Annotated in this window: 25 protein-coding genes; 12 read left to right on the top strand and 13 right to left on the bottom strand. The window is 66.6% G+C overall.

Translation table 11 applies throughout. The features are described 5' to 3' along the window. Positions 1-11 precede the first annotated feature (11 nt). The 12 genes from CPBF1521_RS16860 to CPBF1521_RS16805 all read right to left on the bottom strand — a co-directional run bounded on the left by CPBF1521_RS16860 (position 12) and on the right by CPBF1521_RS16805 (position 7,326). Positions 12-359 carry a hypothetical protein gene (locus tag CPBF1521_RS16860; protein WP_011051981.1) on the bottom strand — a complete coding sequence of 116 codons (348 nt, stop codon included), beginning with the start codon at positions 357-359 and terminating at the stop codon, positions 12-14. A 79-nt stretch (positions 360-438) separates the two neighbouring features. Next, positions 439-1,101: a RebB family R body protein gene (locus CPBF1521_RS16855; RefSeq protein WP_115677673.1), complete on the bottom strand. Its 663-nt coding sequence runs from the start codon at positions 1,099-1,101 to the stop codon at positions 439-441. Beyond that, positions 1,098-1,343: a RebB family R body protein gene (locus tag CPBF1521_RS16850; protein ID WP_011051980.1), complete on the bottom strand. Its 246-nt coding sequence runs from the start codon at positions 1,341-1,343 to the stop codon at positions 1,098-1,100. Before CPBF1521_RS16850 ends, CPBF1521_RS16855 begins: the two co-directional genes overlap by 4 nt. A 23-nt stretch (positions 1,344-1,366) precedes the next feature. Further along, positions 1,367-1,702 carry a hypothetical protein gene (locus CPBF1521_RS16845; protein ID WP_011051979.1) on the bottom strand — a complete coding sequence of 112 codons (336 nt, stop codon included), beginning with the start codon at positions 1,700-1,702 and terminating at the stop codon, positions 1,367-1,369. A 106-nt stretch (positions 1,703-1,808) separates the two neighbouring features. Continuing rightward, positions 1,809-2,087 carry a RebB family R body protein gene (locus CPBF1521_RS16840; protein WP_011051978.1) on the bottom strand — a complete coding sequence of 93 codons (279 nt, stop codon included), beginning with the start codon at positions 2,085-2,087 and terminating at the stop codon, positions 1,809-1,811. Between the two features lie 52 nt (positions 2,088-2,139). Further along, complete coding sequence (locus CPBF1521_RS16835; protein ID WP_011051977.1) at positions 2,140-2,406, bottom strand: RebB family R body protein; 267 nt, start codon at positions 2,404-2,406, stop codon at positions 2,140-2,142. A 30-nt stretch (positions 2,407-2,436) separates the two neighbouring features. Continuing rightward, the gene (locus CPBF1521_RS16830) at positions 2,437-2,706 is read right to left on the bottom strand and encodes a RebB family R body protein (RefSeq protein ID WP_011051976.1); all 270 of its coding nucleotides are present in this window, start codon (positions 2,704-2,706) and stop codon (positions 2,437-2,439) included. Positions 2,707-2,728: 22 nt separating this feature from the next. Then, positions 2,729-3,022, bottom strand: coding sequence for a RebB family R body protein (locus CPBF1521_RS16825; protein ID WP_011051975.1), 294 nt, complete (start codon positions 3,020-3,022; stop codon positions 2,729-2,731). A gap of 795 nt (positions 3,023-3,817) precedes the next feature. Then, positions 3,818-4,882 carry a uroporphyrinogen decarboxylase gene (gene hemE, locus CPBF1521_RS16820; protein WP_104583020.1) on the bottom strand — a complete coding sequence of 355 codons (1,065 nt, stop codon included), beginning with the start codon at positions 4,880-4,882 and terminating at the stop codon, positions 3,818-3,820. 14 nt (positions 4,883-4,896) lie between these two features. Next, positions 4,897-5,148: a WGR domain-containing protein gene (locus CPBF1521_RS16815; protein WP_104533988.1), complete on the bottom strand. Its 252-nt coding sequence runs from the start codon at positions 5,146-5,148 to the stop codon at positions 4,897-4,899. A 526-nt stretch (positions 5,149-5,674) separates the two neighbouring features. Next, complete coding sequence (aroB, locus tag CPBF1521_RS16810; RefSeq protein ID WP_115677762.1) at positions 5,675-6,787, bottom strand: 3-dehydroquinate synthase; 1,113 nt, start codon at positions 6,785-6,787, stop codon at positions 5,675-5,677. Next, complete coding sequence (locus CPBF1521_RS16805; protein ID WP_047129095.1) at positions 6,784-7,326, bottom strand: shikimate kinase; 543 nt, start codon at positions 7,324-7,326, stop codon at positions 6,784-6,786. The genes aroB and CPBF1521_RS16805 overlap by 4 nt, the downstream gene beginning before the upstream one ends. 342 nt (positions 7,327-7,668) lie before the next feature. On the opposite strand from CPBF1521_RS16805, the gene pdxH reads away from it, so the two are divergent. The 9 genes from pdxH to CPBF1521_RS16760 all read left to right on the top strand — a co-directional run bounded on the left by pdxH (position 7,669) and on the right by CPBF1521_RS16760 (position 14,055). Continuing rightward, positions 7,669-8,268: a pyridoxamine 5'-phosphate oxidase gene (gene pdxH / locus CPBF1521_RS16800; RefSeq protein ID WP_104583021.1), complete on the top strand. Its 600-nt coding sequence runs from the start codon at positions 7,669-7,671 to the stop codon at positions 8,266-8,268. After that, positions 8,265-8,735 (top strand): aminoglycoside 6'-N-acetyltransferase, encoded by a 471-nt coding sequence (gene aac(6') / locus CPBF1521_RS16795; protein ID WP_115677672.1) that lies wholly within the window; start codon positions 8,265-8,267, stop codon positions 8,733-8,735. The genes pdxH and aac(6') overlap by 4 nt, the downstream gene beginning before the upstream one ends. A 140-nt stretch (positions 8,736-8,875) precedes the next feature. Continuing rightward, the gene (locus CPBF1521_RS16790) at positions 8,876-9,292 is read left to right on the top strand and encodes a YjfI family protein (RefSeq protein ID WP_005995044.1); all 417 of its coding nucleotides are present in this window, start codon (positions 8,876-8,878) and stop codon (positions 9,290-9,292) included. 12 nt (positions 9,293-9,304) lie between these two features. Then, the gene (locus CPBF1521_RS16785) at positions 9,305-10,075 is read left to right on the top strand and encodes a PspA/IM30 family protein (RefSeq protein ID WP_104583023.1); all 771 of its coding nucleotides are present in this window, start codon (positions 9,305-9,307) and stop codon (positions 10,073-10,075) included. A gap of 25 nt (positions 10,076-10,100) precedes the next feature. After that, positions 10,101-11,183 carry a potassium channel family protein gene (locus CPBF1521_RS16780; protein WP_115677671.1) on the top strand — a complete coding sequence of 361 codons (1,083 nt, stop codon included), beginning with the start codon at positions 10,101-10,103 and terminating at the stop codon, positions 11,181-11,183. After that, complete coding sequence (locus tag CPBF1521_RS16775; protein WP_164739157.1) at positions 11,180-11,857, top strand: YjfK family protein; 678 nt, start codon at positions 11,180-11,182, stop codon at positions 11,855-11,857. Before CPBF1521_RS16780 ends, CPBF1521_RS16775 begins: the two co-directional genes overlap by 4 nt. A 37-nt stretch (positions 11,858-11,894) precedes the next feature. Continuing rightward, positions 11,895-12,299, top strand: a complete 405-nt coding sequence (locus CPBF1521_RS16770; RefSeq protein ID WP_047126964.1) for a DUF350 domain-containing protein — start codon at positions 11,895-11,897, stop codon at positions 12,297-12,299. Between the two features lie 12 nt (positions 12,300-12,311). Next, complete coding sequence (locus tag CPBF1521_RS16765; RefSeq protein WP_104583026.1) at positions 12,312-12,887, top strand: DUF1190 domain-containing protein; 576 nt, start codon at positions 12,312-12,314, stop codon at positions 12,885-12,887. A 1-nt stretch (position 12,888) separates the two neighbouring features. Then, positions 12,889-14,055 (top strand): glutathionylspermidine synthase family protein, encoded by a 1,167-nt coding sequence (locus CPBF1521_RS16760; protein ID WP_104583027.1) that lies wholly within the window; start codon positions 12,889-12,891, stop codon positions 14,053-14,055. Positions 14,056-14,617: 562 nt separating this feature from the next. Here the strand turns inward: CPBF1521_RS16760 and CPBF1521_RS16750 are convergent. Next, positions 14,618-15,988 (bottom strand): MFS transporter, encoded by a 1,371-nt coding sequence (locus CPBF1521_RS16750; RefSeq protein ID WP_115677669.1) that lies wholly within the window; start codon positions 15,986-15,988, stop codon positions 14,618-14,620. A gap of 99 nt (positions 15,989-16,087) precedes the next feature. Here CPBF1521_RS16750 and soxR point away from each other — a divergent pair, with 99 nt between their 5' ends. From soxR to CPBF1521_RS16735, 3 genes are all read left to right on the top strand, one after another. Further along, positions 16,088-16,534 carry a redox-sensitive transcriptional activator SoxR gene (soxR, locus tag CPBF1521_RS16745; RefSeq protein ID WP_115677761.1) on the top strand — a complete coding sequence of 149 codons (447 nt, stop codon included), beginning with the start codon at positions 16,088-16,090 and terminating at the stop codon, positions 16,532-16,534. 197 nt (positions 16,535-16,731) lie between these two features. Next, a complete protein-coding gene (locus CPBF1521_RS16740) occupies positions 16,732-18,723 on the top strand; it encodes a M1 family metallopeptidase (RefSeq protein WP_181901266.1) in 1,992 nt (663 codons plus the stop codon). Between the two features lie 787 nt (positions 18,724-19,510). Next, entirely contained in the window at positions 19,511-22,669 is a 3,159-nt protein-coding gene (locus CPBF1521_RS16735; protein WP_181901265.1) for a TonB-dependent receptor, read from the top strand. The last annotated feature ends 68 nt before the right edge of the window (positions 22,670-22,737 follow it).

Here is a 22,737-nt window from a genome sequence, read left to right as displayed (position 1 = left end):
TCCTTGTGGATTCAACCAGCGGGGAAATTCTTCAGCACCAGCCCGGCCGCCGAACCGATCCTGGCAAAGTCGTCGGTGGCGCCCTGCATCAGTGCCTGCGCCTGGTTGAGTGCAGTGACGTACTTGTCATCGCCGGTGGCCAGGTACTGCGCCATCGCCACGCCAACGGCCGTGGTGGCGATCGTGGAGACATTGCGTAGCGCGTCGGTGGCGTCCTGCACCGCAATGGCGGTGGACTGCGCCACCGATTGATAGGCTTTGCCGGCTCCGCTGGTCAGCACGACCTGCGGGCTCATGGTCGCCAGCTGCACCTGGTTGATGACATCGATGACCTGCGCATTGACCTTTGTCGGTTCCATCGTGGTTCCCATGGAATGATCGGCCGCCTTTCAATGAGGCCTGGTGGTAGGGGGAGCTGACCTCATCTCTGCGGACGGCCTATGACTGAGCAGGCGGCGCAGGTGCAGGTGCAGAGCTAGATGCAGATGCAGGTGCAACAGGAGCAGCAGGTGCAGATGCAGCAGCGACAGGGGGTGTGCCTGTAGCTGCAGCTGCGGGTGAAGTTGCGGCTGCAGCAGCAGGAGCATCAGAAGTGGCAGCATGATCGAGGCCGGCACCGGAAGCGGGGGGAGTGGCGGGCAGGGGCGGCGGGACGCTCAGCGCATGCACTTCCATGAGGTCGGCGGTTGCGGTCGCGGCATCTGCCGAGGCGCCTTGTGCTTGCGTCTTCAGCACGTCGACGGCCACCTTGGCTTCGGCCGCGGCGGCGGCGATGAGCGCTGCAGGCGGGGGCGGTACGGGGGGAGGACCTGGCAATGGCGCGACCGTCGGTGGTGGTCCGGGTGGTGCAGGCGGTGGTGGCGGCGGAACCGGGAACGGTGCCGAGATCATCTTGGCGCAGGCGGCGGTGATCGCTGCTGCATTGATCATGCCGGCGCCTTGCTGCCGATTGACGGCGTTGTGCATTGCCATGCCCAGCGTCTCCAGCATCACGGCATCGAGCATGCCGAGCGCCTGTGCCGGTGCCTGACCGGTGGTCAGCGTCACGATGCTGCTCACCGCATCGACGATCTGGCTGTTCACGCTACTGTCGTCGATCATGACGAAGTCGCTCCCTTCTGGATGATTAAGGCAAGGATTTGAGTGAGAGCTGCATCGGCGAGCACCTGTCCGCGCTGCTGGTTGGCGACCGCGTTTTCCATTGCGAGCGCGATGGAATCCGACAGCGCCAGATAGGTCGCCCCCATCGCGAAGGCCGGCGCCTGGCCGATCGCCATCGCTGCACCTGTAGCGGCGGTACCGATCAGGCTGGCGACGCTTGCGACCTGCGCGCTTGGCTCCATGACGGGGCACTGGCATCAGTGTCCTAGGCCAACGACGGCCTGCGCTGTTCAACGCCAGCCGACGCCGAGAACAGCACGGTGTTCTGTGGTTCGTGTCTGCACGCGTACTGCAAGGCCACGCCATCGGGCACGCGTTCCAGGAATGCAAAATTGCCCTGCGGCACGTCGATCATGTTGCCCAGCTTCTGGCGATAGACCAACGGCTGCGCTCCGGGAATCACAGGCAGGATGCCGTCGAACTCGACGTTGATCACTGCCTTTTGATGCGGCGCGAATGTCGCCACGATGGTGCGGCCCCGGATCAGTCTGACGACGACATCCAGGGTGTTGGACGTAGGGATATGACGTAGTTGCAGCATGAGGCGTCCTTTCTCGATTCGGCCAGCGAACTGCGTGGTGGTTGCAAAGGCTTCGCGTATCGAACCAGGCGCCGCTCGTGCGGCAGCAGCGACGCCTGGTGGCCGATTAAGTCAACCCGGCGCTGAGGATTTCCCGGGTGGCGACACCATCGGACGCGGTATCGATCGAATACAGCGTGGACACGCCCTGAGTCGTCGACGCCTGCATCGTCACGTAGGACTGCTGCTGATTGTTGGTGGCGTTGTGGGCGGCGTTGGACAGCGCCTGGCTGGTGGCAACGAACAGGTTGCCCATTGCAATCGCCGGCGCATCGCCGAGGACCTTGGTGTTGACCTGGGAAACGGAATCGGTGATCTGGCTGTTGACGGCGGTCGGAAAGGCCATGGTGATAGCTCCTTGAGGTAGGAAAAGAACGAAGACGCTGCGGCGTTAGCGGTTAGCCGAACATCTTCTTGGTGGCGGCACCCGTGGCGCCGGTATCGAGCGAATACAGCAGCGAAACGCCCATGGTGGTTGCTGCCTGTGCGGTGACATACATCTGTTGTTGCGCGAGTGTTGCGTTGTGTGCCGCGTTCGCCAGCGCCTGCGCGGTGGCCTGGTACAGATTGCCCATGGCTGCGGCAGGGGAGCTTCCCAGCACCTGCAGGTTGGCCTGGGTGACCGAGTCGGTGATCTGGTCGTTGACGGCGGTGGGAAATGCCATTGGCGAATGTCCTTGGCGTTAGCCGGGCCGTCAGACGCCCAGGATCTGCTTGGTGACCACGCCGGTACTGGCGGTGTCGATCGAGTACAGGGTGGCCACGCCCATGGTGGTGGCCGATTGCGCAGTGACGTAGCTCTGCTGCTGCGCGTTGGTCGCGTTGTGGGCGGCATTGGCCAGCGCCTGCGCGGTGGCCTGATACAGGTTGCCCATGGCGATGGCGGGAGCGTCGCCCAGCACCTTGGTATTGACCTGGGTAACGGAATCGGTGATCTGGTTATTGACGGCGGTCGGAAATGCCATTTTCTTCTCCTAAAGATGTGAGTTAGCGCGACACGAGTCCGGGCACGCCGGTGCTTAGAATCTGCTTGGTGGCTACGCCGGTGGTGGCGGTGTCGATGGAGTAGAGCGTGGCCACGCCCATGGTGGTGGCCGACTGCGCAGTGACATAACTCTGCTGCTGTGCGTTGGTCGCGTTGTGGGCGGCATTGGCCAGCGCCTGCGCGGTGGCCTGGTACAGATTGCCCATGGCGATAGCCGGGGCGTCGCCCAGTACCTTGGTGTTGGCTTGGGTGACGGAGTCGGTGATCTGGTCGTTGACGGCGGTTGGAAATGCCATGCTTTTCTCCCTGTTTCTCGAATGAGTGGAGCGCTTGAACGAATGTGACGATGTCGAGGTTCGGCAGGCGGCCTGCCTGTCCGGAGATGTGTTGCAGTGGCACCGCATCACCGTGGAGAAACAGTAAATCTCCTTGGTCCGGGAAAATTGGTTTAAACGACGGCAATGCCGGGCTTATCGACGTGAAACCCGATCCGCTTTAGAGCGTATGCGATGTAAAGACGCGTTTTGGAACGGCGTGCGGGGAATGTCGTGGTGAATCGCAAAGGCAGTTACAGAAGGACCATGCAGAACAGGCGAGCACAGGCTGCTCCTGACGCAAAGGCAGCAAAGCTCGCGTCCGCTTGGCGACTCTCTGCGGCAAGTTAATGGGCAGCCGGTACGCTGTCGGTGCCTTGCGAAACCGGAGCCCACGCGCGTGGATGATTGACCGCGTTGCGGTTGAGCTCGGCGCGCATCACGTCGCAGTGACGTCGGCAGGGCGCTCACTGCCGCACATCAGTGGAGTGGCGAGATCACGTTCAACGGAACGAGGCGGGAGGGCCGTGTTTGGAGTGGATGCAGGCTTGATGCGGGTGACGGCATGGAGGCTGGCCTTGCTATCGCTGAAGACTGCCTTCGTCACTGTGCCGCATGCCTGGGGCGGCCTGGCAGCATCCCATAAGTATCGGCGGTGCTGCCGATCTATTGCCGATGCAGCCACCGCCCGTCATCACGCTCAGCGCGCGCTGCTCGGGTGCGCGCGCTGAGCGGCGGTCGACAGCACACCGGTGCGCTGTCGACCCGTGCCTTGGATTACCGCTTGCTCAGCGTCTGCACCGCGTCCACCAGCACGCCCACGTGCTCCGGATTCATATCCGGCGACATGCCGTGGCCGAGGTTGAAGACATGGCCTTCGCGCGAGCCGCCATTGCCCTGGGCGTAGCTGTCCAGGGTCTTGCCGACTTCGGCGCGGATCGCCTCGGGCGAGCCGTACAGGGTGGCCGGGTCCAGGTTGCCCTGCAGCGCGACGCGGCCGCCGGCGCGCTGGGCGGCGTCGGCCAGCGCGATGGTCCAGTCCACGCCTACCGCTTCGGCGCCGCTGGCCGCCAGCTCGCTGACGTAGGCACCGTTGCCCTTGCCGAACAACACCAGCGGGGTGCGCTCGGCACCGTCGCCGCGTTCCAGCTCGCGCGCGATGCGGGTGAGATAGGGCAGCGAAAACTCGCGGTACATCGCCGGCGACAGCACGCCGCCCCAGGTGTCGAATACCTGCAGTGCCTGCGCGCCGGCCGCGCGTTGCGCCGACAGGTAGGCGATCACCGCATCGGTGACGGTACCGAGCAGGTGATGCAGCACGTCCGGCGCATTGAAGGCCATGGCCTTGATGCGCGCGTATTCCTTGCTGCCGCCGCCTTCGATCATGTAGCAGGCCAGCGTCCACGGGCTGCCGGAGAAGCCGATCAGCGGCACCGCGCCATCGAGCTCACGGCGGATCAGGCGCACCGCATCCATCACGTAACGCAGCTCGGTTTCCATGTCCGGTACGCCCAGCCGATGGATCGCGGCCGCATCGCGCACCGGGTGGCGGAACTTGGGGCCTTCGCCTTCGACGAAGTACAGCTCCAGGCCCATCGCATCGGGAATGGTCAGGATGTCGGAGAACAGGATCGCCGCGTCCAGCGGGAAGCGTTGCAGCGGTTGCAGCGTCACTTCGCAGGCGATCTCGGGGTTCTTGGCCATGCCCAGGAAACTGCCGGCGCGCGCGCGGGTGGCGCGGTATTCCGGCAGGTAGCGGCCGGCCTGGCGCATCAGCCAAACAGGGGTGCGGTCCACGGGCTGGCGGTTGAGGGCGCGCAGCAGGCGATCGTTCTTGAGCATGGGGAGAGATGTCCTCAAAGCGGCGCGTCGGCGCCGCCGGTGATGAGTTGGAAGCCGCGTTTGAGGTGGGTGTCGCGCGCCTTGTCGAAGGCCCGGTCCGCTTCGTCCTGCAGCAGGTATTGGTCGCGTCGCAACTGCGAGCGTCCACCGATCTCGCCGCTCTCGCGCAGCAGCTCCCAGCCGCCGAACAGATCCGGTTGCAGGGTCAGCTGGACGTAGCGAAGCGGCGCGTTGCCGCCAGGATCGTGTTGCAAGTGGATGCGCATGGCGCCGATTGTAGCCGGGCGGTGCTGAAGGCTGGGAGGCAGTGGGCGCGCCGGGTTGCTCCAGGTGCGAAGGTCCAGCGGGCAGCGGTGGCAATCGGTGCGGTGGCGGATGGGCGTTCCGCCTCGTCCACGCAGGCGATCGGCGGGCAGGTATTGCGTAGGAGCGCACCTGGGCGCGATGGGGATTTATCGGGAAGTCCCCATCGCGCCCAGGGGCGCTCCTACGAAGAGCTAAGGGTCGTGCGACCGACGGCAGCTGGGTGCGGCTGTCCAGCATTCCGTGTCTGGCCGGCCTCACCCGCCGGCAAGGGCCGCGCGTGCCACCAGGCTCCTGCGTGGGCGACGTCCCGCCTTATCTGCGCAGGCGATCGGCAGGCAGGCACTGCGTAGGAGCGCACCTGGGCGCGATGGGGATTTATCGGGAAGGCCCCATCGCGCCCGGGGGCGCTCCTACGAAGAGCTGAAGGTCGGGCGGTCGACGGCAGCGGGGCGCGGCCATTCAACGTTCCGTGCGTGCCGGCCGGCCTCAGCCCGCGAGGATCTCCAGCACTGCTGCCTCGTCGACGTCGGGCACCACCTCGGCCTTGCCGATGCCGCGCCACAACACCAGCCGCAGGCGGCCGGCGGTGTTCTTCTTGTCCAGCCGCATGCGCCCCAGCAGGGCCTGTGGCGACAGGCCGGGCGGAATGTCGGTTGGCAGGTCGAAGTCGCGCAGCAGGGCGCGCAGCGCCTCGGTGTCCTGTGCATCGCTCATGCCCAGCGCAGCCGACAGCCGCGCGGCCAGCACCATGCCCACCGCGACCGCTTCGCCATGGTTGAGGTTGTCGTTGCCGGGCGCGCCGTAACCTTGTTCGGTCTCGATCGCATGGCCGAAGGTGTGGCCCAGGTTGAGCAGCGCACGCTCGCCCTTTTCCAGCGGATCGCGCGCCACGATGTCGGCCTTGTGCTCGCAACTGCGTGCGATCGCCTGTGCGAGGGCGTCGGCATCGCCCTCCAGCAACGCCCGGCGTTCGGCATGCAGCCACTGGAAGAACAGCGGGTCGCGGATGGCGCCGTACTTGATCACCTCGGCCAGCCCGGCGCGCAGCTCGCGCGCGGGCAGGGTGTGCAAGGTGTCGGTATCGGCGATCACCGCGCGCGGCGGATGGAACGCGCCAACCAGGTTCTTGCCCTGCGGGATGTCCACCGCGGTCTTGCCGCCGACCGAGGAATCCACCATTGCCAGCAGGCTGGTGGGCAGTTGCACGCAGTCCACCCCACGCATCCAGCAGGCCGCCGCGAACCCGGCCAGGTCGCCGACCACGCCGCCGCCGAGCGCGAACACGCAGGCGTCGCGGGTGGCGCCCAGTTCGGCCAACGCCGCAATCGCGGCACCGAAATTGTCCAGTGTCTTGGAGGCTTCGCCGGCGGCGATCACCAGCTCGCCCAGCTGCAGGTCCGGGCGCGCCTGCAACAGGGCCTTGCGCACCCCGGCGGCGTAATGCGGGGCCACCTGCGAGTCGCTGAGCAGCAGCACGTGGCGGCCGCGCACATGGCTGGCCAGGCGTGCGCCGTCGGCCAGCAGGCCGGGCGCGATGGTGATGGTGTACGGCTGCGCGCCGTCGACATCGACGCTGCGCGAAGAACGGGGGAGTGTCATGCGGGGGTACTCGACATGCGCCATTGCGCGGCCAGGCGCAGCACCAGCTGCGCGGTGGCCTCGGCGGGGGAGAAGTGATCGGTTTCCAGGCTGAGGTCGGCGACCTCCTGGTACAGCGGGGTGCGCTGCGCGGCCATCGCGTGCAGCACCTGCTCGCGGTCGGCGCGTTGCAACAGCGGCCGGTTGCGGTCGCGTGCCAGCCGGGTGAGCTGTGCCGGCACGCTGACGTGCAGGTACACCACGAACCCACGCGCGCGGATGCGCTGGCGGTTGAGCGGGTCCAGTACCGCGCCACCGCCTGTGGAAATCAGCTTGTTGTCCTGCTCCAGCAGCGTCTGCAGGGTCTGGACCTCGTGCTGCCGGAATCGCGCTTCGCCGTGCTGTTCGAAAATGGCCGGGATGCTGCTGCCGACCTGCTCGACGATGGCCTGATCCACATCGACGAACTCCAGCCCGAAGCGCTCGGCTAGGCGGCGGCCGATGCAGCTTTTTCCGGCGCCCATCGGGCCGACCATCACGAGATTGGGAGCGGGGTTCATGCGCAGGGATCGTAGCATTCAGGCCCGTGCATCGGGCCGGTCGGCATGGACTGAAACCATTTCCGCGGGCGCGCGTCGGCTGCGCGCCGCAGCTTCGACACCCCGCTGGGGGGAGATCGACCGCAGCCATGGCTGGCGATGGATCGGCGGCGCGCACCGCGGGGCGAGCGCCTGGCGGCAGGCGTCTGTGGTGCGAAGACGCCGGGAAACACGCGCCCGACGTGCCTTGCCGGCGTCGGCCGCAGCCCTGGCGGCGGGCACGCCGCTGTCGGCCGCCGCGCATAGGCGAAGCAGGCGCGATGCGCCCACAATAGGCGCCAATCTTGCTGCCCTCGCACCGTCATGACCGATCTGTATGCAGAAGCCCTTGCCACCTTTACCGCGCTGTACGCAGAGGCGCACGCCGGCGCCGAGCTCGAAGCCAGCGCAATGACCGTGGCCACCGCCAGCGTCGACGGCCGGCCGAGCGCACGCACCGTGCTGCTCAAGGCCTTCGATGCGCGCGGGTTCGTGTTCTACACCCATCTGGACAGCGCCAAGGGCCGCGACCTGCAGACCCATCCGCAGGCCGCGCTGCTGTTCCTGTGGCGCAGCCTGCGCGAGGCCGGCATCCAGGTGCGCATCGAAGGCGGCGTGCAGCTGGTCGGTGCAGAGGAGGCCGATGCCTACTTCGCCTCGCGCCCGCGCATGAGCCAGATCGGTGCCTGGGCCTCGCTGCAGTCGCAGACGCTGGGCTCGCGCGAGGAGTTCGACGCGGCCATCGCCAAGGTCGAAGCCACCTTCGAAGGCCGCGAGGTGCCGCGCCCGGATGGCTGGGGCGGGTTCCGGGTGGTGCCGCAGGCGTTCGAGTTCTGGTACGGCGCCAGGTTCCGCCTGCACGAGCGCTGGCGGTACGAGGCCGATGCGGCCAGCCACTGGAGCAAGCGGATGCTGTATCCGTGAGCACGCCGGGCGGGTGGCGGGTGCGCGCGGCGGTCGGTGCCGATGCGCAGGCCTTGCTGGCCTTGCGCCTGGCCTTGTGGCCCGATGCCGATGACAGCGTTGCCGACGATGGCGTCGCCGAACTGCAGGCCGCGCTGGCGCGTGCAGACGCCAGCCATCTGCTGGTGGTGGACGAGGCGGATGCGGCGCTGGGGTTTGCCGAGGTGTCGGTGCGCCACGACTACGTCAATGGCACCGAAAGCACGCCGGTGGGTTTTCTGGAAGGCTGGTATGTGAGTCCGGCCTGGCGCGGTCGCGGGCTCGGTCGCGCGCTGGTGGCGGCGGCGGTCGCGTGGACGCGGGATCGGGGTTGCACGGAGCTGGCCTCCGATGCGCAGCTGGACGACGGCGGCGCCCAGGCGGCGCATGCGGCGTGCGGCTTCGAGCCAACTGAACGGGTGGTCTACTACCGCCTGCAGCTGGCCTGACCGGCTGACGTCCGGCCCTTTCTGCCGGTCGCGGACAGTCTGTAGTATGTCCGCCCATTGCACGCGTGTTGCTGCATCACCGCAGCGGCATCACCGCAGTTGCTTCACCACCGCCGCATGACCAAAGGACAGGACATCGTATGACGCAGTACACCACTGTCGAATTGCACGGCCTGCTGGCCGAGCGCTACCGCGACCAGCCGATCGAGGTCGAGCTGATCGACGGGCTGGAACCGGCCATCAACCTCACCCTGGCCGACCATGGCGACATGCAGATCCAGGTCGCCGCCTCCGGCTCGCAGGTGTTCGTTTCCACATTGCTGGCCAACGCCGACCAGGTCAGCGATCGCGCGGCGTTCAACGACGCCTGCCTGCGGCTCAACCCGCTCAATCCCTTGTCCAACCTGGGCCTGGTGCAGGTCGACGGCAAGGATAGCTACGTGGTCTTCGGCGAACTGTCGGCGTCGTCCACGCTGGACCAGATCGACGAGGAAATCCAGACCCTGGCGGCCAATACGCTGGATGCCGCCGAATCTCTCAAGCCGTTCTTTTCCTAAAGGCGTGTTGTCATGAGTATCTTTTCAAAGCTGATCACGCTGCTGCGTGGCACTGCACACGAAACCGGCCAGAAGGCGGTCGACGCCAACGCGCTGCGCATCCTGGACCAGGAAATGCGCGATGCCGGCGCCCAGCTCACGCGTTCGCGCGAAGAGCTGACCAAGCTGATGGCGCAGAGCAAGCTCGCCCAGCAGAAGATCGACGCGCGCGCCGGCAAGATGGCCGAATACACGCGCTATATCGAAGGTGCGCTGGCCAAGGGCGACGAATCGCTGGCCCACGATGTGGCGACCAAACTGGCCGCGCTGGAAAGCGAGGATGCCGGCGACAAGGCCTCCAAGACATCGCTGGACCAGTCGGTGGTGACGCTCAAGGCCACCATCCAGAAGACCGAAAACCAGCTGCGCGGCATGCGCCAGCAGATCGACACGGTCAAGGCCACCGACGCGGTGCAGAAGGCGCAGGCGGCGATTGCCGCGCGCCATTCCGGCGCCAGCAGCAAGATGGGCTCGGCACTGGAATCGCTGGAGCGGATCAAGGCGCGTCAGGCCGAAACCTCCGCACGCATCGAATCGGCCGAAGAGCTGGAGGCATCCAGCGGCGACGGCGATCTGAATCGGCGCCTCGCCGCGGCCGGCCTGATGGAGGGCGAATCCAACGCCGCCGCGGTGCTGGCACGTTTCAAGAAGCCGGCCCAGCTCGGCCACGACAGCGCCGGCGGCAGCGCGCCGCTGATCGGCCAGGTGCGCGACGTGCAGCAGGTTCCGCGCAGCGACAGCTGACCGGCCGCACGGCACAGGACGCGCCATGATCATCGTCGGAAAGCTGTTGCGGGTGGTGCGGCGCCACGTGCGCCGCGTCAGCTGGGGCATGGTGGCGCTGGCATTGCTGGCGCACATGGGGCTGAGCTGGGTATTGCTGCTGCTGGCCGGCGAGCACACGCTCGTCGGCCTGGACGCGTTCCCGTATTACTACATGACCACGGCCACCACCATCGGCTATGGCGACCTGTCGCCGGGCTCGGTGGCCGGGCGCTACATTGCCGCATTCGTGTTGATGCCGGGCGCAGTGGCATTGTTCGCCACGGTGCTGGCCAAGACCAGCGGCGTGCTCATCACCTTCTGGAGGCGCCACCACATGGGCAAGATGGCTTACGCCGATCTGCGCGGGCACACCATCCTGATCGGCTGGCAGGGCGCCGCGTCCACGCGCTTGCTGGAGCTGCTGCTGTCCGACACCGCCACCGACGACGAAGGCGTGGTGCTGATCGCCGAGGGCGTGGCCGAGAACCCGATGCCTGACCACATGCGCTTCATCGCCGCCGAGTCGTACACGCACACCGAGGTCTACCTGCGTGCGGGCATCGCGGGTGCGGCGCGGGTGATCGTCAACCCGCCCTCGGACGACCAGGCCCTGGCGGCGGTGTTCGCGCTGATGGCGCATGCGCCGCGTGCGCACATCGTGGCGCACTTCGCTTCGGCCAGCGCGGCGCGGCTGGTCGGTTGCCACTATCCGGCGATCGAATGCACACGGCCGATGACTGCCGAGATCCTGGCGCGCGCTGCGCAGGACCCGGGCAGCGCGGCGATCACCGCCGAGCTGCTGTCGGTGGACGATGGTCCGACCCAGTTCGGCCTGGCGGTTCCTGCGGATGTCGATCCGCTGGAGTACCGCGTGCTGGCCGCCGATTTCAGCCAGCGTGGCGCCCTGCTGCTGGGCCTGCGCGCGCCCGATGGCGCGCTGCGCTTGAACCCGCCAGCACACACCGCCGTGCCGGCCGGTGCCATGCTGTATTACCTGGCCGAGCAGCGCGTGCCCGTGTCTGCCATCGCATGGCAGGCCCTGCGCACCGCGGCCGTGTCCCGTTCCCCATCGCCACAAGGTGCATGACGATGAGTTTTTTCAGCAAGTTGTTCGGTCAACCACAACCGCCGCCGTTGCCCAGCTCCGGCACCGGCGCCATCGGTCACGCGCTGCCGCTGGGCTTGCGCGTGGGTGGGCAGCTGGAGATCGATACCACGTTGTACCGCATGGCACCGGAGGCCATGACCGCCGAGTTGCCGGGCGGGCATCAAGGCATTCCGTGCTACGGCCACGTCAATCTGGGCGATGGCTATTCCCTGCATCGGTTCTACCTGGACGATGACGCGTTCCTGCAGGTCACCACCGTGGGCGGCGATCTGGAGGCGATGAAGGCCTTCGTGTATTGCGAGACGGTCAATCCGCCCAGCAAGCAGGCGTTTCAGGAGTTCGTGATGCAGCATCCGCATCTGGGTGCGGCGCAGATCGACTACGCCGGCAAGCGCTGGCAACGCGCCACGCAGTCCACCGACGATGCTGCGCGGATTCCGCCGATTGCCTATGACGAAGTGCTGTACCGCTATCAGCCGCCGCGCCGCGATGGCGATCTGACCCATTACGCCATGCTCTACAGCCGCGATGTGCCGGAGCTGCAGCGTGAGGAATTCCTGCTGGTCACCGGCGAGGATTCCGGCCCCAATGAATTCTGCGTCACCTATGCGGTCGGCATCGATGTCACCGTTGCCGATCTGGATATCACCTGAGCGTGCGCGCTCGTCCTCCACTTACCCTGGTCCTGTCATGAACCCGATCAACCTGCAGAGTTTTCTCGCGTTTCTTTCCTACTTCGGCACCGGCCTGGGCGTGTTGATCGTGGCGGTGGTGCTGGTGACCCTGGTCACCCCGCACAAGGATTTCACCCTGCTGCGGCAGGGCAACGTGGCGGCGGCCACCGCCCTGGCCGGCAACCTGATCGGTGTGGCATTGCCGCTGCATTCGGCCATCACCCATTCGGTGAGCCTGGTCGATGCGCTGATCTGGGGCGCGGTCGCCTGCGGCATCCAGATCGTGGCGTACCTGCTGGCCAACCTGGTGGCCGGGCGCATCTCGCGGCAGATCACCGACAACGTCACCGCCGCCGGCATCTTCTCGGCCGGCGTGTCGATCGCGGTCGGGCTGATCAATGCCGCGGCGATCACGCCGTAACGGAGCGCAGGCATGAAGCGATCACGCAACCTCAAGCTCACCCTGATGGCCGCATTGCCGGCCGCCCTCGTCACCGGCTGCGGTTCCGAACCGGAGACCGGGGTGGTACTGCAGTCGGCCTCCGACTGCTACCAGATCAAGCAGGAACAGACCGACATCCAGCAATGCCTCAAGGCCTATGACGAGGCGGTGGCCAAGCATCAGCAGGCCGCGCCGCGCTTCAGTACGCGCTACGAGTGCGACGAGCAGTTCGGCAGTTGCACCGCGGTGCAGACGGCGCAGGGCCAGCAGAGCTGGATCCCGCCGATGGGCGGGTTCCTGCTGGGTTACGCGTTGGGCAACATGACCGGTGGTGGCGGTTACCGCTATGGCGGCGCGATGCCGCTGTACCGCGATTACCGCAGCGGCGGGTACTACAAGCCCAATGGCGATCTGGCCAGCAACCGCGTCGGCACCGTGCGCGGGCGCAGCGGCGCCATCGACATGCCGTCGCGGGCGATCACCGTGTCGCGCTCGGGTTTCGGCTCCAGTGCGGCCGCGCGCAGTTCGTTCGGCAGCGGCGGGCGCAGCTCCGGGTACGGCGGCTGACATGCAACGGATCGCAATCGCCGAGCGCCCGGACTGGCGCGAACAGGCCGAATCGCTCGGTTTCCACTTCCACACCATCGACGGCGAGCGGTACTGGGACGAAAGCGCGTACTACGCGTTTACGCTGCAGCAGATCGAGGACGACATCGAAGCGCCCACGCAGGAACTGCACGACATGGCGATGCAGTTGGTGGACGAGGTGGTGGGCTCGGAACAGCTGATGACACAGCTGGCGATTCCGCCGTTCTACTGGGACTGGATCGCCACCTCGTGGAAGGACCGCGACCCGCATCTGTACGGCCGCATGGACTTGGCCTATGCCGGCAACGGCCCGGCCAAGCTGTACGAACTCAACTACGACACGCCGACCTCGCTGTACGAATCGGCGTATTTCCAGTGGCTGTGGCTGGAACAGCAGATCGCCGCAGGTGCGCTTCCCAAGGGCACCGATCAGTACAACCTGATCCAGGATCTGCTGTGCGAAACCCTGGGCGCGTTGGCGGCCGATGGCGCGCTCGGCGCGCAGATGCATTTTTCCGCGGTGCGCGATTCGCTGGAAGACCGCGCCACGGTGCGCTACCTGCGCGACTGCGCGCATCAGGTTGGCATCAGCACCGAGGAAGTGGCCATCGAGGACATCGGCCTGAGCGCCGATGGCTGGTTCACCGATGAGCAGGACCGGGTGATCCACACGCTGTTCAAGCTCTACCCGCTGGAATTCATGATGGAAGAACGCTTCGGCCCGGCATTGATTGCCAACCGTGTGCGCCTGATCGAGCCGGCATGGAAATCGGTGCTGAGCAACAAGGGCATTCTGCCGCTGTTGTGGGAGCGGCATCAGGGCCATCCCAATCTGCTGCCGGCGCGCTTTGCGCAAACCGGCCAGGCACCGACGGCAGGCTGGGTGCGCAAGCCACTGCTGTCGCGTGAGGGCGCCAATATCTCCCTGGTCAGCGCACAGGGAGAGGCGGCGCACACAGACGGCCCGTATGTGGACGGGCCGGCGATCCTGCAGGCGCACCATCCGTTGCCGGTATTCGATGGCCGGCACGCCCTGGTCGGCAGCTGGGTGGTGGCCGATCGTCCTGCCGGGCTGGGCATGCGCGACGACGATGGCCCGATCACCCGCGACACCTCGCGCTTCGTACCGCACGTGATCGTGGACTGACGCAGCAAAGGGTGTGCGTCGCCACTGCGAGGTGGCGCTGCCGTGTGGCGTGATCGCCCTTGCATGTGGTCGTGAGTAAAGCGCTGCTTCCGCATAGCCGGGTGGTACGTAACGGCCCGCGCTGCATGAGACAGCTGTCGCCCAGTATCGCCTGACACACGCTGCAGTGGCACGCAAGCCCCGCGCGGCCTGCCGGGCAGCGCAGGTTTTCCACACCCCCTGTGGATGGAAGTTGCACAAGGCTGTGGACAAGTGGGCGCAGGCCCCGGCCTGCAACGCTGTCAAGATGGGTGGTGAAAAAATGACCAGTCGTTCGCGGGCGAGGTGGTTCCCTCGCGATCGCAGCGATCCCGGCAGGATCGGCAAAGCCGCGTGCGCCCCGATCGCTGCGATGCGCTGGCCTGCAGTGCGCCCTGCCAACGCGTGGTGCTGAGCATGCGAATCGTGCAGGGCGCACGTGCGGTGTAGGCAAGGCGCACGATACGCAGCGACCGACCGCGATGCGCCTGCGCTTGCGACCAGTGCTCGCCTGCGGCGACAGCTTGCGCACACCGCGCAGCCATCACACCCGCCGCGCCACGAAAAAGCCCGCAACGGCGAGCAGCCACGCCAGGGCGAACACGCTCAGGTACGCGGCCGAGGTCGCGGAGGCCAGCAGCGCGGCAAACAGCGCGCCGGCCAGCGCCAGCATGCCGGCCACCGCGATCGCCTCGCTCAACTGCAGCGCCGAACTGTTGGCGCCTTGCTGCGCCGGCGGCGACAGCGACAACGTCAACACCGACAGGCTCGGATACAGCAGGCCCATGCCCAGGCCGGTCAGCGCCCAGCCGGCAATCGCCACCGGCACCGGGATGACCGGCCACACCGCACCTGCGCTGATCACGATGCCCAGCGACATGAAGCACGCACCGGTCTTGAGCAGGCGTGGGCGCGACCAGCCGGCGCGGCTATGGCCCTGGTACCAGGAGCCACTGAACCAGCCCAGCGCACCGACGCTCAGCGCCACGCCGGCCAGCAGCGGCGACAGGCCACGTTCGCGCGACAGCAGCAACGGCAGGAACGCCTCGAACCCGAAGAAGGCCGCGGCTGCGATACCGCGCAGCGCGATCACGCTGGGCAGGCCACGCGCAAGCCGCAGCGTGCCGGTCGGCAACAGACGCCAGGCGCAGCACACGCTGAGCAGCAGTGCCGGCAGCATCGCCAGCAACGCGACCGGGCCGTGCAGCTGCCCGCCCAGATACACGCCGAGCACACCCAGGGCCGCACCGATCGCCCAGCGCAACGCGGAATGCGATGCGCCGGTGGTGTCGCTCGACCAGCTGCGCCCGCGGATCGCCGGCCACAGCATCAACCCGGCCGGGATCGCCAGCAGCGGCACCGACAGGAACACCCAGCGCCAGCCCACGTGCTGCACGATCAACCCGCTGATGCCCGGCCCGATCAACGAGGGCACCACCCAGCCGGCCGAAAACGCGGCAAACACGCGCGGCCGCAAGGCGTCCGGATACAGGCGCCCGACGATCACGTACAGCGCCACCGAATACGCGCCGGCGCCCAGGCCCTGCAGCAGGCGCCCGGCAATCAGCACGGGCATGCTCGGTGCCAGCCCCGCCACCAGCAGGCCGATCACGAAGCACAGCAGGCCGTAAGCCAGCGCGCCACCCGGGCCGCGACGGTCGCTCCAGCGCCCGGCGGCCGTCATGCCGACCACACTGGTCGCCAAGGTGCCGCCAAATGCCAGCGCGTATAGTGGCAGGCCGTTCAATGCGCGCGCAACGGTGGGCATGGCGGCGGCCACCGCCAGCGATTCGAAGGCGTTGAGCGACACCAGCGCCACCATGCCCAGCGTCGCCGCGCGATACGGAGCGGCCAGGATGGAGGTGGGGCGGGTGTCGCCAGGCGAGGCGGCGGATAGGGCGGTATCGGTAGTCATCGAACATCCAGGACGGCAGTGTGTAGAACCATGAGCACGGTGCTTGCACCGCTCGTGGCCGCGCAGCATCCTGCCTCAACCAAGGTTGAGGTCAAGGCAATGCAGCGTGAGTTGTCGGTGGGTGAGGTGGCCAGGCGTAGTGGCGTGGCGGTGTCGGCATTGCATTTTTACGAGCGCAAAGGCCTGATCCAAAGCCTGCGCACGGCAGGAAACCAGCGCCGCTATGCGCGCGATGTGCTGCGACGCATCGCCGTGATCCGCGTCGCGCAACGGCTCGGCGTGCCGTTGCAGCAGGTGCTGGACGCGTTCTCGGTGCTGCCGGACCAGCGCACGCCCACCCGTGCGGAATGGGCACGCATGTCGGCGCGTTGGCGTGGGCAGCTGGAGGCGCGTATCGCCGAGCTGCAGGCCTTGCGCGACCAGCTCACCGACTGCATCGGCTGCGGCTGTCTGTCGCTGCGCCGCTGCCGGTTGAGCAATCCGGGCGACACGCTGGCCGAAGGTGGGGATGGTGCCTTGCGATTGTCGCGGCTTGCTGCCGACTGAGATGGCGTGCGCGGGCTGCGCCGCGGGCGTGATCGGCATCTGCAGGCCGTGCGCGGGCCGCAGCTACTGCGCCGCTTGCATGCCCGGGGCGCGCCTGTCGCCGTCCCGGGTTACAGCCGCAACCGGGACCAATGGCAGTGCCGTGAGGGGCGAAGGCGACCGTAGGATGGGGATCCCTCCGCCGCAGGACCTTACGCATGTTCCCCACCTTGCGCCGATCGCTCGCCGTTGCGCTGTCGCTGGCGTGCATCACCGCCAACGCGCAGGCCGCGCCTGCAACCAACGCCACCGCGCCGGCAAGCGCGTTCGATCCGCTGGCCCTGTTCGCACCGCTGCAACTGCCCGACGCACCCAACGCCTACCGCAGCGGCAGCGGCGTGCCCGGGCCGTTGTTCTGGCAAAACCGCGCCGACTACAGCCTCGACGCCAGCATCGACCCGGCAACGCACACGCTCACGGGCGAGGCGGCGATCCACTACACCAACCGCAGCCCGGACACGCTGGACGTGCTGTGGCTGCAGCTGGACCAGAACATCTACCGCGCCGATGCGCGTGCTGCCGCCAGCCGGCCGTCGCGCCGGACCCAGTTCACCGACGGCATGCAGATCGCCAGTGTCGAGATCGACGACGGCGGGCGTCGCCAGCCTGCGCACTTCGTCGTCGACGACACCCGCATGCGGGTGGACCTGCCGCAGCCGTTGGCGGGGCAGGGCAAGGCGCTGACCGTGCATATCCGCTACCGCTACACGATCCCGGGCACCTGGGGCGGGCGTACCGCGGTCAGTGCCAGCAAGCAGGGCGAGATCTACGAGATTGCGCAGTGGTATCCGCGCATGGCCGTGTACGACGATCTGCGCGGCTGGGACACGCAGCCGTACCTGGGCTCGGAGTTCTATCTGGAGTACGGCGACTTCGACTATGCGGTGACCGTGCCGGAGGGCTTCCTGGTGGCCGGCTCCGGCGTACTGACCAATCCGGCCGAGGTGCTCAGCCGCACCGAACAACAACGCCTGCAACAGGCGCGTGGCAGCGATCGCACGGTGCTGATCCGCACGCCCGAGGAAGTGGGCGCGCGCGCTGCCAGGCCGGCGGGGAGCAGCACGCGCACCTGGCGCTTCCATATGGACAACACCCGCGATGTGGCGTTTGCCGCCTCGCCTGCGTTTGTATGGGATGCCGCACGCATCAAGTTGCCGGGCGGCAAGCAGTCGCTGGCGATGTCGGTGTACCCGCTGGAAGGCGTGGGCGCGGACAAGTGGAACCGTTCCACCGAATACGTCAAAGGCGCGATCGAACATTTCTCGCAGTGGTACCCGTATCCGTGGCCGGCCGCGATCAACCTGGGCGGCTACGGCGCGGGCATGGAGTATCCCGGCATCGTCTTCGATGGTTTCGAAGATGGCGGCAAGGAGCTGTTCTGGATCACCGCGCACGAGATCGGCCACACCTGGTTCCCGATGATCGTCGGCTCCAATGAGCGCCGGCATGCATTCATGGACGAAGGCTTCAATACCTTCATCGATGTCTATGCGTCCGATGCCTTCAACAAGGGCGAGTACGCACCCAAGCGCGACTCGGAATATGCGCCCAAGGGCGGCAACCCGGTCGATGAAATCCTGCCGTTGCTGGCCGATACCCGCGCGCCGACGTTGATGGACAATGCCGATTCCACCAGCGAGACCTACCGCCATCCACTGACCTATTTCAAGGGCGCATTGGGGCTGGTGCTGTTGCGCGAGCAGATCCTCGGGCCGGAACGCTTCGATCCGGCCTTTCGCAAATACATCGCAACCTGGGCCTACAAGCACCCCACGCCATCGGATTTCTTCCGGCTGATGGAAAGCGAGAGTGGCGAAAATCTGGCCTGGTGGTGGCGCGGTTGGTATCTCAACAACTGGCAGCTGGATATGGGTATCAGCGAGGCCCATTACATCGATCACGATCCTGCCAAGGGCCTGCAACTCACGCTGCGCAGCAGCCAGAAACTGGTGATGCCGGTGACCGTGCGGGTGGATCTGGCCGACGGCAGCCATCTGGACCGCCGCGTGCCGGTGGAAACCTGGCTGCAGACCACCGCGCCCAAGCTGACGCTGCCGACCACGCAGAAAGTGCTGCATGTGACGCTGGATCCGGACCATGTATTGCCCGATGCCCAGCGTGGCGACAACCAGGTAAACACGATCGGCTAGCGGCTGCCGATGCATGCATCGGCGCTGCAATGGCGCAGCTGTTGCAGGCTTGCGGCACACCGTCTCGCCGCCACCAACGACGCAATCGATTGCAGCGATTGCGCCGTTTTTCGTGGCGGCGTGCGGCCCGACGTCATGCGCAGACGCGCCGCAATGCATGCGCGTCGGCGCCAGCTGCCAGGTGCACGCATCGCCGAGCGCATCGGCACTGAAGGCTGCCGCGTTGCGATCACCGCGACGCTTTGCGCAACGGTTCCATGCCGTGTCCGCGCTGCGCGGCAATGAGATGCGGTAACGCCATTGCGGCGCAATTTTTGCGGTCGCCCGCTGGTAACGCTTACAGCCACGCTGCGTCTGCATCCGGGCTGCGGACTCAAGCGCGCGCGGTGTTTCGTGCCTGCGTGTGGCCTTGTGTGTTTGCTGCAACGCACGGTGACAAGCCCCGGCACGCGTGACTAGGCTGCGCCGCGTGTTAGCGCTATCAGTCCTGCATCGCGTGCTGGCACGGGGTTGCGTGCAGGGGCGCTCATGGCACGCGGGGCGCAGGCGTACCGATTGGGAAGGCAGTCGCAGGTGCTGTACAGGTCGAGGCGCAGGCCGCGTTCGTCAGGAACGTGGCACGCACGGCTGGCATCAAGGGGGATCTGCCGGCGTTCGAGGCGGCGGGTCGGATGAAGTGCTGCAGGCAGACAGGTCGTGTGCCGTCCAAGGTGCGTGGCCAGGCAAGCGCCGCGTCGCATTCCGCGACCACGGCCGTGGGTGTTGGACCAGACCCGAGGATAGATCGATGCGTCGTACGTTGAGCAATGTGAAGTCGAAGGCCATGTTCACCTTTGTCGGTGGCATCCTGGTGATCAATCCGGCCTTCGCGCAGGAGGCTCCTGCGCAGCAGGTGTCGCCGCCGCAGTCCAGCGCACAAACTGCCACCACCCTGGATGCGGTCAACGTGACCGGCATCCGCAGCAGCCTGGACCAGTCGATGGGCATCAAGCGCGACGCTGCCGGCGTGGTGGATGCAATCAGCGCCGAAGACATCGGCAAATTTCCCGACACCAATCTGGCCGAGTCGCTGCAACGCATCACCGGCATCTCGATCGAGCGCCGCGACGGCGAAGGCGCGCAGGTCACGGCACGCGGCTTTGGCCCGCAGTTCAATACGGTCACCCTCAACGGCCGCCTGATTCCCGGTGCCGATGCATTCGGCGCGCCTGGCCAGACCCCAATCGGGGGCGTGGATGTGGGCACGCGTGCGTTCAATTTCGCCCAGCTCGCCTCCGAGGCCATCACCGGGATCGAGGTCTACAAGACCAGCCGCGCCACCGCACCCAGCGGGGGGATCGGCGCCACCATCAACATCCAGACCGACAAGCCGTTCAACCATTCCGGTGTGGTGGCCAACGCCGGCGCCAAGATGGTGTCGGATCGTTCGCAGCCGTTCGGCGATTCGCTCACCCCCGAAGTCTCCGGCATCTTCAGCTACACCAATCCCGACAAGACCTTCGGTATCGGCTTGAGCGGCAGTTACCAGAAGCGCCACGGCGGCTCGGTGCAGGCCACCGAAAACACCTGGAACATCCAGCGCTGGACCGGCACCGATCCGGCCTTGCGTCCGGATGCGGTGGTGACCAACGCCCCGGCGAACGGCCAGTTGTACGGCATGCCCAACGACCTGCGCTATGCCTTCGCCGACTTCCAGCGCGAGCGCACCAACGGCCAGGCGGTGATGCAGTTCGCGCCCAGCGACAGCCTGACCCTGACCCTGGACTACACCTATTCGTCCAACGAGATCCGCGAAGAACGCGGCGAGCAGGGCATCTGGCTGCAGCGCGCCAACAGCTTCACCGATCTGACCTTCGACACCGGCCAGGCGGTGGCCACGCCGGTGTACCTGCGCGATGTGCCCAACGGTGCCAAGGACTTCGGCATGGAGCAGCAGCGCAACGAGCAGAAGTACACGCTCGGCTCGCTCGGCTTCAATGCCGATTGGCAGGTGAACGACCGCTTCCAGCTGTCCTTCGATGCGCACAACTCCAAGACCAAGAGCCTGCCCAACGACCCGGTCACCGGCGGCAGCGCCACGTATTTCAGTTTCGCCGGCACCAACAACTGCAGCAACGGCCCGTCCTGTGGCGGCCAGTGGGGGCAGGAGCTGCGCTTCAATGGCGGGCTGCCGATTGGCGCGCGCACCTGGTATCCCACCGCGGCCGATTCCGTGGCCGGCACCAACGGCGTGCTCAACCCGGACTTCACCCCCGCCGAACTCGGCTCGCAGGTCCTGCGCATCTTCTATCAATCGCAGGTCACCGAGATCAAGGAAGGCCGCATGGACGGCACCTTCGACTTCGAGGACGGGCGCTTCCAGTTCGGCGTGAGTACCGCCAATACCACCATGAACCGGCTTACCAGCGACACCAACTCCACGCTGGGCGACTGGGGCGTGGCCAACGCCGGCAACGAGCCCGGCATGCAGGCACTGCTGCGGCCGGTGAGCATCACCGGCATGTTCAAGGACTTCAACGCCAACGGCGCCGCGCCCAATGCATGGCGCGGCGATGCCGATCAGCTGGCGCTGTGGGGTGGCAGCCAGTACGGCGCCACGACCCGCTACAACCCGCAGTACAGCGCCGATAACCAGGTGGAAGAGAAGACCCGCGCCGCCTACGTGCAGCTGGAACTGAAGGGCGACATCTCCGGCATGACCACCAATACCCGGCTGGGCCTGCGCTACGAGCGTACCGATGTGGAATCCACCTCGCAGGTGGCCACGCCCACGGCGCTGCTGTGGCAGGCCAACAACGACTTCCAGCTGTTGCGTTCCACCGAGCAGCAGCCCTTCAGCGAAAAGACCAGCTACAACTACATCCTGCCCAATCTGGACTTCAGCATCGACATCTCCGATCAGCTGAAGGGGCGCGCCTCGTTCGGCCAGACCATCGCGCGTGCGCCCTACAACAACCTGATCGCCGGCCCGACGCCGAATACGCCCAATGGCTCGATCCTGATCAATCCCTCCAACCGGGCCGGCGGCAGCGCGCAGAATCCGCAGCTGGATCCGCTGGAATCGGACAACCTCGACCTGGCGCTGGAGTGGTACTTCGCCGATGCCAGCTACGTGTCGGCCACGTTCTGGAACAAGCGCGTCAGCAACTTCATCGGCAATACGGTCTCGCGCGAATCCCTGTACGGGCTGAGCGATCCCACCTCCGGCCCGGATGCACAGTCAGCGCTGGCGTTCCTGCAGAGCGGGGCCTGCGCAGCGCAAGTGGGGGCGTCGGGCAACGACGTCGCCGCCGCGTGCTCGGCCAACGACACCTCGCTGTTTGCGGCGATGGCCTTGCTGCGCAACGCCGCAGCCACCGGCGGGCTGGCCGCCTACAACGGCAGCTCCGCGCAGAGCCTGGCACTGGAGAACGCCTACGACATCGTCGGCAATGCCTCCGACCCGTTGTATCAGTTCGATGTGTCGCGTCCGGTCAACCAGAACAAGGCCAATATCCACGGCTGGGAACTGGGCGGGCAGTACTTCTTCGACACCACCGGTTTCGGCATCTATGCCAACTACACCATCGTCGAAGGCGATGTGGGCTTCGACAATACCGTCATCGATCGCGACCAGTTCGCGCTGCTCGGCCTGAGCGACACCGCCAATGTGATGCTGATGTACGAAAAATACGGCTGGAGCGCGCGTCTGGCCTGGAACTGGCGCGACGAATACCTGATCGCCGCCAACCAGGACAATGCCAACCGCAATCCGTACTACGTCGAGGCCTACCAGCAGTGGGATCTCAGCGTCAGCTACAGCTTCAGCAAGCAGCTTTCCGTGGGCTTTGAGGCGATCAACCTGACCGGCGAAGACGTGCGTTGGCATGGGCGCTCGGACAAGCAGATCATCCGCCTGATCGACCAGCAGCCGCGCTACACGCTGGGTGTGCGTTACGCGTTCTGACAGGCCGGCGGCGCTCAGCTCCCCTCCCAGTGGGCGCAGCGACGCGGCTTGCGGCAGGGCTGGCTCCC

This window comes from Xanthomonas euroxanthea (genome assembly GCF_900476395.1).
GTDB classification, from domain to species: domain Bacteria; phylum Pseudomonadota; class Gammaproteobacteria; order Xanthomonadales; family Xanthomonadaceae; genus Xanthomonas; species Xanthomonas euroxanthea.
Note: the sequence above shows the minus strand (reverse complement) of the source record. Positions and strands in the feature narration are given on the sequence as shown.